Source organism: Candidatus Obscuribacterales bacterium, assembly GCA_036703605.1.
Taxonomy (GTDB): domain Bacteria; phylum Cyanobacteriota; class Cyanobacteriia; order RECH01; family RECH01; genus RECH01.
Genome location: DATNRH010000374.1, coordinates 1 through 9250, shown reverse-complemented (window position 1 = coordinate 9250; position 9250 = coordinate 1). Strand labels below are relative to the sequence as shown.

General features: G+C 53.0%; 6 protein-coding genes. 2 read left to right on the top strand and 4 right to left on the bottom strand.

Annotation, left to right across the window (positions count from 1 at the left end):
• On the bottom strand, positions 1 to 2873 hold a 2873-nt coding region (locus tag V6D20_07875), incomplete at its 3' end, for an endonuclease/exonuclease/phosphatase family protein (protein HEY9815702.1).
• Between the two features lie 573 nt (positions 2874 to 3446).
• On the opposite strand from V6D20_07875, the gene V6D20_07870 reads away from it, so the two are divergent.
• Positions 3447 to 3806, top strand: a complete 360-nt coding sequence (locus V6D20_07870; protein ID HEY9815701.1) for a hypothetical protein — start codon at positions 3447 to 3449, stop codon at positions 3804 to 3806.
• Between the two features lie 221 nt (positions 3807 to 4027).
• On the opposite strand, the gene V6D20_07865 is transcribed toward V6D20_07870, so the two are convergent.
• Positions 4028 to 6382, bottom strand: coding sequence for an NACHT domain-containing NTPase (locus V6D20_07865; protein HEY9815700.1), 2355 nt, complete (start codon positions 6380 to 6382; stop codon positions 4028 to 4030).
• Positions 6383 to 6537: 155 nt separating this feature from the next.
• Between V6D20_07865 and V6D20_07860 the strand changes: the two genes are divergently transcribed.
• Positions 6538 to 6837 carry a hypothetical protein gene (locus tag V6D20_07860; protein ID HEY9815699.1) on the top strand — a complete coding sequence of 100 codons (300 nt, stop codon included), beginning with the start codon at positions 6538 to 6540 and terminating at the stop codon, positions 6835 to 6837.
• A 220-nt stretch (positions 6838 to 7057) separates the two neighbouring features.
• Here the strand turns inward: V6D20_07860 and V6D20_07855 are convergent, their stop codons facing one another.
• Positions 7058 to 8179, bottom strand: a complete 1122-nt coding sequence (locus tag V6D20_07855) for a sensor histidine kinase (protein ID HEY9815698.1) — start codon at positions 8177 to 8179, stop codon at positions 7058 to 7060.
• Positions 8180 to 8696: 517 nt separating this feature from the next.
• Positions 8697 to 9164 (bottom strand): Lrp/AsnC family transcriptional regulator, encoded by a 468-nt coding sequence (locus V6D20_07850; protein ID HEY9815697.1) that lies wholly within the window; start codon positions 9162 to 9164, stop codon positions 8697 to 8699.
• Between the last annotated feature and the right edge of the window lie 86 nt (positions 9165 to 9250).

Here is a 9250-nt window from a genome sequence, read left to right as displayed (position 1 = left end):
TTTGTACCGCCATTGGCAGCAGCGTCATCAATATAGATGAAATTGTTGCCATCTCCCGTGGTCACAACGTTGTTTCTGCCATCTAGGCTAACGATATTGTCCCCGTCGCCAACGATGACGGTATTGGTATCACCTTCGTTGGATGTTCCATTCAGGGTAAACCGCGCTAAGAGCGGGTCGTGGTCGCTGGCCCGCTGGGGTGTGGCGGCAAACTCAACATTGGTATGTACGATATCAAACTCAGCACCGGTGGCTAGACCATTGCTGACCAAAATGTGGTCGAGCGACTGGGAGTTGCCTTGGAAGATAAACGAGTAGCGCTCATCTTCGGGCAGGGTCTCGGTCAGATTGGTAAGACCGCTGTTGGTCACTAGGTCGCGTACAGGCGAGACAAACTCAAACTCGTTGAGGTCACCCAGCACCACCACGTTGGCGTTGGGGTCGGCCCCTAGCAGTCCGTTGACGTAGCCCTGCACTGCTTCAGACTGCCTCTGGCGTTCGTCGAGGGAGCCGTTGACGGAGACATCTTCTTGGCGAGCCTCAAAGGGCTGCTCGGTGCCCAGAATAGGAGCGCTGCCGCCCTTCGACGAAAAGTGGTTGTTGACCAGTGTCACCGCTTCGCCATTGAACTCAAAGGTGGCAATGAGAGGTAGGCGCGCACCTTGGAAGGCTTCGCCGCTGCCCTGACCGCCCACGGTGGTCACCGAACCCTCAACTAGACTGACCCGACTGGGGTCGTAGAGGTAAGCGGTGCGAATATTAGACCCCGGCTGACCGCCGCTGGTGTTGTTGCCGATAAAGGGGTTGTCGATAAAGGCGTAGGTGGGGCCGCCTGCCGCTGCGATCGCATCCACCAGCGTTTGCAGGGTTGCATCTGCCGCCGTCACGCCGTCGTTGGCTGAGCCGGTGTTGTCCTGTACCTCTTGCAGGGCGATGACGTCGGGGGCGTTGAGGTTGTTGATGATTTGCTGAGCGATCGCATCAAAGCGCCCATCGGCAATATCGGTGTCGCCGTCGCTGTCGTTGGGGTCGAGGTTGAGGACGTTGTAGGTGGCTACCGTGAGTTGGTCGCTGCCGCGAGTTAGGGTGCTGACCTCTGGCTGGAGACCGCCCGCCACGATTTGGTTGGTAAAGTCGTCGGTCACGACAATTTCGTAGTTGCCAAAGCCGTAGCCCAGCACTCCGGTAACATTGCCCAGGGTGTCGCCTACATTCACCAGCGGAAACGCAGCGGGCGTTACGCCACTGTCAAACTGAAGCTGAATGCGTTCGGGGTTAAAGTCGTCGGGGCTGATATTGAGGGTGCCGCGATCGCTCAGCCCCGTAGCTTCCAAGCCGTTGTCAATGACGCCAAAGATTTCGCCAAAGCGATTGGTGGCATCAACAACCCGGAAGTCTTGGGCCGTCACCAACATGCCCTCTAGGGACTCCAAGAAATCGATGCCGTCGGTCTCGGGGTCAAAGCTGCCAAAGGCGTCGTCATCGATGTTTTCCGTGGGGGGGACGCGATCGCCCTGGCCGATGATGGTGGCTGCTGGCAGGGGGTTGCCGATGCTCAGGGTGGTCAGCGTTGGGCTGCCAATCTGAGTCGTCGATAGGTTGCGGGTTGATGCTCCACCGGGGGTAAATTCAGAGACGGTACCTTCGACCCGCAGTTCGTCGCCCACTGCCACGCCAGGGGCGCTGCTGGTGAAGACAAAAATTGCGTCGGAGGTGGCCAGGTTGCCGTCGCCCACAGGGTCTTGCAGATAAAAGCCGTTGGTATCGACAGCGGTGACAATGCCCGTGGTGGCCACCCGTTGACCCACTAGCGGCGAGACCTGCGCTGCTCCTTGAATGTCACCAATGCGCGTCAGTTCGACATCACCGCCGTTATCGCCACCGCCGTTATCACCGCCGCCGTTATCAGCACTATTCACAGCTCCCTTAGTGGCAGGTTGGGGGCCAGTCCAAGCCCCATTCAGGAACTGTAGCGAATCGCCAATCGGCGTAGTCCCATCTTCGGCTACACCAATGTCAACGCTGGTGAGGCCATCTGCTGCGCCGCCCACGGCTCTAAAAGAGCCTTCGTAGCTGAGGAATTCCACTACATTGCCCTCGGCATCGACCAGCGCTACGCCGTCGGGAGCCCCATTCTGAATGCCGTTGCTGGGGAAATCAATCACGATCGTGCCCTGACCGTTGCTTTGGTCAGCTACTACGCCGCTCAGAGTGATGGTGTTGTAGGGCGCGCCACCGTTGCCGTTATAGAGCACCACACTGTAGCCGCTGAGATCCGCGCCCGCGTTAGCGGTAATTTCAACGAACTCGCCCTCATCTGCACCTACGTTGTCGTAGTGAAGCTCGCTGATGAACGCATTCACCCCAGGCGTCACTGCGTTGAAGATCTGGTTATTGTTGACTGTGTTGGGAGTTTGAGCAGCAGGTGCCACCCAGGTAAAGTCTTCATAGATCGAGCCAGTTCCCACCAGTTGTAGAGAAAGGCCAGTTGGTTCGCTGCCCGATTCCGCCACGCCAATATCGACGCTAGTTAGTCCGTCTGCTGGCCCGCCTACCGCAGTCAATCCGCCTTCATAGCTCAAAAATTGCACCACTTGACCCAGATTATTGACCAAGGCAAAGCCGTCGGGAGCGCCATTCTGAATACCGTTGCTGGGGTAGTTAACGGTGACGGTACCAAAGCCGTTACCTTGGTCGGCCACGGTGTCGCTCAGCACGGTTGTGTTGTATGCGCTGCCGTTGGCACCGTTGTACAGCACTAAGCTCCATCCGGTTAGATCGGTGCCTGCAGGAGCAGCAATTTCGATAAATTCGCCGGTATCAGTGCCGACGTTGTCGTAGTGAAACTCGTTGATAAAAACTGAAGTAGCCATGCGAGATCGTTAACTCCAAAAAGACCAATGGTTTGCCGCGCAATTTTCCGCTGCACAACGTTAGCCCCATGAATCATGGAGCCTAAATCCTGTGCAGATTTCTATTGATTTAAATGACCCTAGTAACCCTCAAAGGCAGGCCACATAAAAAGTCCAGCTTGGGATCTGTGGTTTTCCCACAGGTAGAACTCCACATCTGGACTTGGATGAGGTTTACTTACCTGTCGCCTCGAAGAACATCTAGGCCAACTGGATCGTGAACCCATCTCTAAGCTGAGTTTTTACACGTCACTTCCTGTCCATCTATGCAGGCTCAAAAGCTTGCGCTGAGCAGCATGGATGGAGTGTCGCTGACATGCCAGTATTTCTACATAAAGAACATATCAGAGGCTTAGCTATAGGTCGGTAAAGAAGTGTTTAACGGTATCTTAAGCTACTGATTCTTGTTCTGAACTTCATAAAGTTTGCGTTGCTGGACTTAGTGTGCGCTAGTTGCTGCCTACCCACCCAATTGCTTTTACTTTTTATTTGTTTACAATGAAACTGGAATGCAACAACACAAATTCAATCAACATGTCAAATTCTCGACGTTCTACTCGTGGTGTTGTTCAGCGTCTTGTTCTGACACTCCTTGCTGGGCTGATGTGGCTCAGCTCTAGTTTGTTTGCAGCCCCTGCCTACGCCGACGACTCGCCCGCATCTAAGCGCTATATTGCCGCCGATGGTACCGATCTGACCGCCATGGCCCAGTGTTTACCCAAACAGCTCAGCCAGGGCAATGTTGCCCGTGCCTTAAGAGAATCTCGGAACGACTTTTTAGAGAAGGTCTTTGATGTCAAAGACAACTACGACGACTACAAGCTCGACGAAACCGAAATTGCCTACCTAAACTGCGTTGAAAGCAAAGGTGTCACCCCCCAAGTGAAGCGCTAACCCCAATACCCTAAGGTTGGCATGACGTAGATAACGTATCGCTGGGCAAGTGCGTTTGGATTCAGATGAATCTGGAATTCGGCTGGGTCTAGTTTGCCCAGAATAGATGGCGCTGGCCCGACCGATATTCCGCAGGTTGCCCTGGGTTACCTACCGGCTCACCATCGCTCTCAGGTTCACTTTTGCCATTCTTGGGGCAGAGGAAGTGCGAGGCTGGTAGCTTAATTGGCCTGGAGGCGGTGGATGGGTAAGAACAATTCAGATTCAATCTGTTGCCGGGTTTCTCTGTTGACGTAGCTGGTATTAAGGCATTGAACTAGAAGGTGGTTAGCGGTGTTGTACTGCCTCAACAGGTTTTGTTGCTCATCACTGAACTGCCAATCGTGGCCAATGTTGCGATGTTCAATCATCACCTCTCTCAGGGCCTCAGTCCAGACTTTTCCCTGAGTTTGCCACCACTGCTTTAATTGTTCCTCCGTCGTGTTGTCAGCCTTGGGTAACTGGTCTTGAAGCTCTTGTAGCTTGCGTTGTAACTCAGGGGCGAGGGCGCGAGCGCGGGTGTGGTAAAGGTTGTGTTGGAGACCTTGGTCAAGGGCGCGGGCAAAGTCGATGTCGATGATGCGGGCGATGTTGCGATCAAGGTTTATGGCGATGTTGCGGGCGCGGTCGATGGCGAAGTCGATGGCGATGTTGCGATCAAGGTTTATGGCGATGTTGCGGGCGCGGTCGAGGTCGAGGTTGCGGTCGAGGGCGAGGGCGAGGTCGAAGGCAATGCGGTCAAGAGCGAGGGCAAAATAAAATGCACGAATTGCAGCAACCTTATAAGGTGCTCCGACCGATCTCGATTTTTGGTCTACCCAGATAAGGAATTCCTGTAATGTTTCATCATTCGCCAGCATCTGGTCAATCTGCTGCTTCATCAGAATCAAGAGCTGATCAGCCGATTCCATCCGTTCTGCGACCAGCAGGAACACTTCTCGCCAGCGTTTTTCATGCAGGTGCACCACCAAGGACTGGAGCGCAGTAGCTTGATCAGCGCTATCCACAATCGTCTTAGCTGTGAAATACTCATGAAAGGTTAAATGAGAGAAGGAATAAATTCCGGCAGCTCGTTCCGTCAGCAGGCCATGTTGAGCTTCAATCGATTTCAATACGGCATAACTATCGACCAACAGGGCATCGGGATCGGTATGAGCATCGGGTAAATTCTGAATGTATTGGCTAATCCGTTGCTTGGCCATATCTTCTCGAAAGAAGTAATCCCCTCGCTCGAAGGTATATTTCGCCAGTTGACCGAGTAAGGTTTCTTTGCGTTCAAGCGGCAAGCGTTTGTATACGGTTTCTCGTTTAATGCGTCGTTGTCCATCCCACTTGCGCAACAACACCTCTAGGGCGCGCCGATACAGTTCATAGCGGCTTTGCGGGAACTCCGAAGATTGCTCAAACTCCAGACATAGCAAGGTCAGTAGCAGGGGATTAATGGCTAGTTCTTTGATTGGCTCACGTTCATTAATCGCCTCCCAAAAAAGCTGGGCCACCGTGGAGTTGCCTTGCTCATCTAGGCTATCTGGCTCCTTAATCTTAAACCACTTATCCGCAAAATCCTGGATCTGTTCATCGTTGAAATCAGCCATCTCCACATCTGTGAACTGCTCAAACACATACTCCCGCGCCGCAATGCGACAGGTGATCACGATGTGAGATGCTGCATACTGGTGGGCAAAGGCTCGAATCTCGCCCAAGACCCGGTCATGGTCTTGCTCTAAGACCTCGTCTAAGCCATCCAGCAATACCAAGCCCCGCCCCTGTTGCAAAAGACGAGCCACGGCTTCTGTGGACAGGGAGGGCGAGAAATAGCGGGTGATAAACGGTAATAGACCAGGGCGATCCACCGTTTCCGCAAACTCCTTCAGTGTGACAAAGATAGGCACTTGGTCTTGAAGAAAATCGCCCTGATTGCACAGCGTGGCCAGCCGCTTCAGGAATGTAGTTTTACCCGCCCCCGGTCGCCCCAAAATCATGAGCTGCTTTTTGTCCTGCACCGCCTCCAGCCCATCCACTCGTCGTTCACGCACTGCCCCCAGCAGAAAGCGGTCAAAATTGTCCGGCGATTGCCCCTGCATACATTCGTCTAACTCTCGCCGGGTTCTACCCGTAATTTTCTCCAGAATATTGACATCGGTGTAGATCGCGCCAACCCCAATAGGCTGTCGCATATCCAGCACTTTCATTTCCCCGCAGCGCTTTTCGATGTTTGCGCTCCCATGCGATCGCGCTTTCTGCACTAGCTCATCTAGGTCATCTGGGTCTAGGGCCACAGCAACTGAAGCTGGAAGAGGGGCGCTCTTTTTCAAACCCGCCACTATCTCCCAATCCAGACCAAGCTGCTCACAAAGCGCCTTGAAGTTGGCAGTAAGGATTGGCGTCCCCTGAACAAACTTCTGCACTGTGCCACGCGACACTCCCACATGAACGCCAATCACCTCAGCACTTTTCCCAATAATGGGCCACTTTTCCTTAATCAGTTTCACCCCTTCTGATGTGGCTGCCATTGTTCGCTTTGTTCGATCTGCCATAGCTCAACTGCCGGAGGGGTGAGCCGATTATAACCAAGATCACCAAAGGTTGTACAAACGCTGAACAAAAGTTCTACAACCTAAAACCATTGCCTGAACAGCGATACAAGGATTTGGATTCATACTAAAAGAGTCCAATCATCCAAGTAAACGCTATGACAACTAACCTCCAGCTCCAACCCCACCAACCTAACGACAGCATCCTGCGCGAACGCATCCGGCAGGCACATTGGGGCTTCAACCTCTCCCTAGCCTTCACTAGCCTCAGCGCTCTCATCACTGTTACAGGCGTTATTCTCCTCGCCACCGGCCAGCTTCCCCAGGGCAGCTATGCCACCCTAGGCGGTTTGACCTCCACCGCTGTCGGCCATCGCTGTGTGCAACTGTCCCGCGAGGCCAACGATCGCCTAGATCGACTCACCCGAGAGCAGGACGAGGCCCAGGAGAATCCATAGTGCTAGATAATATCAAAGCGGAGTACGATAGCCAGTACTCCGCTTTGGATTTCCAGATAGTAGGTCATGGGAATAGCTATGATTGGAAGCAGCCATGCTGGATAAGATTCGTTGATACCCAGGTTTCTTTCCCAGGATTGAAACTGGGATAAATTCATTATCTCTCGTTACGGCTTTATGATTGATTTATACTACTAGAGCCGGTTGATCTGGGCGTGCGCTACTTTTTTCGTCCGGGGAGCGTAAACCGGAATGTTGAGCCGACACCAAGTTCGCTCTCTACGGTCACGACCCCGTTGTGAGCCTCAACAAATGTCTTAACGATGGCGAGACCAAGCCCCAAACCTCCCTCTTTTTCAGGATCTGTCTCGTGCTTAACGAACACAGTCTGGCAGATCTCTGGCGGGATCCCGTCCCCGTTGTCCTGGACGAAACACTCAACATCACCTGCATCTGTCTTACACGCGCCGATGATGACTTCCCCGCGTGGCGTGTAGGCGATCGCGTTAGCGATCAGGTTTTGGAAAATCCGTCTCATCAGACTGGCATCGGCGTAGGCAACAAAATCCTTGGGTACGGTGTTGGTCAGGCGAGTGGTGTTTGTCCCGGCAACGGGGTGGAGGTCGTGGATGAGGGCTTCAACTAGGGGCCATAGATCAAAGTCCCGGCATTCCAACTTGACACCGACCTCGGTTACCAAATTCGTATTCTCCTCAATGACTTGACTGATCAACGTCTCCATGTGGTGTACATTTCGCTTGAGGATCTTAATCATCTGCGTAGCCTGCGGCGTTTCGGCATGGTTCCGAGTGAGGATCGTTTCGAGAACCCGCCCGGACAGCGAAATGGCATTCAGGGGCGTGCGTAGGTCATGGGCCACGAACGATAAGTACTGCTCTCGCTCTTGTTGGATCTCGATCGCCTTCTGGGCAGCAAACGACTGCACAGCCGACCCGATCGCTCCGTTAAGAACACGGTTGAGGACATGGAATGGCCTTCCCTGCATACTCAAACCATTGCGCTCAGCTAGGTCGTGGATACAGCCGCGCAGGATGTTGTATTCGGCAACAACCTCCTGAATATCGAATGCATCCTTGACCCGCTGCAAGCCGTGGGTGGAGGAACTGTCGTCGACAAGAGTTTGGGCGATCGTCTCGCCCGACCCGCTGCGAAGGGCGATTGCAAGTTCTGTTAGGAGATAAGGGATGTGATCGTTGAGTGTTGGCGCGTCGAGATCCTGCGCCGCCGGAAGCGCCCGGACTTGCGCCCGCCACTCAGCGAGCAAGATGTCGCGCTCTTGATCGACAAGCTGTGCAAGTTTGTCGATGATGTCAATAGCCATATACCCTCCGCTGAAGCGATCACGTGAGGTCGCCTTTTCCGCTTAACTGCTGTTTATGCTAAATATCTCTTGCTTGCTCATCATAGCATCCCTCATAAGGTCAAATAGCTCGGCTATCGTTGACCATCCTTCCACTGAGTTGGGCTAGGTTGAACATTGTCCGGATAGCTACTCTGCTTGGCATAGTATGCAGGGCGTTGCTGAATAGCAAGATTATTCCGTAATAGTTGGCATAGAGTTTCAGCTCCTGTAACTAGAGATTCATTCCCTAGTTCAGCAATACCGTATGCAGATGTCGATCAGCCCATACTGCCAAGGCGATGTTGATCGATCCTTGCCCCCGAAGACGCCTTAACCCATGGGAGGGCACAACACGCTAAATGAAATAACATAACTGACCTGTTTGAGTGTTAACCCGTTGAGCATCACTCCCCCACCGACCCTAAATAGAGCGATCGCTCCTGAGAATTTCGTCACCATAGAGTCTATCAATTGTAGCTAGGGCGATCGCCTTTGACTAAAGCGACTGCAGAGGGTTGTACTCCGCCTTAAGCAACTTCAGGACAATTTGCGACTCATAGCTCACGACACCGGAAACCTGCTGGAGCTTTGCTAAGAAATCCAGAATTTCCCCATGATTTCCGTAGTACACATCAGCAATAATGTTGTATCGTCCGGCAGCTACCGCCACAAACCGCACCTCGTCCATGGCAGTAAGCTGTTCAGCAACGGACATCACCTGACTATTGTCCACTGTTAAATAGAGCATCAAAATGTGGGGTGTTCCTAGCTTTTCGGGGTTGGGCCAGGCGTGGATTTGAATTGTGCCAGACTGAAGTAATCGCTGCACCCGATAGCGGGCAGTTGCTTCAGGGATGTCTAAGCGCTTAGCAATTTCGGTGAAGGTCATGCGACCATCAACCCGTAGAAGGGTGACAATCTGTTGATCGACGGCATCAAGGGAGGGAGGGGGGCTGGCAGTCATAGCTATTTCTGCGAAAAACTGAATAGTTGGAGCATTTTATTGATGATTACATCATCCCTAAATATGATCTTGTGTTTGTATTAGAA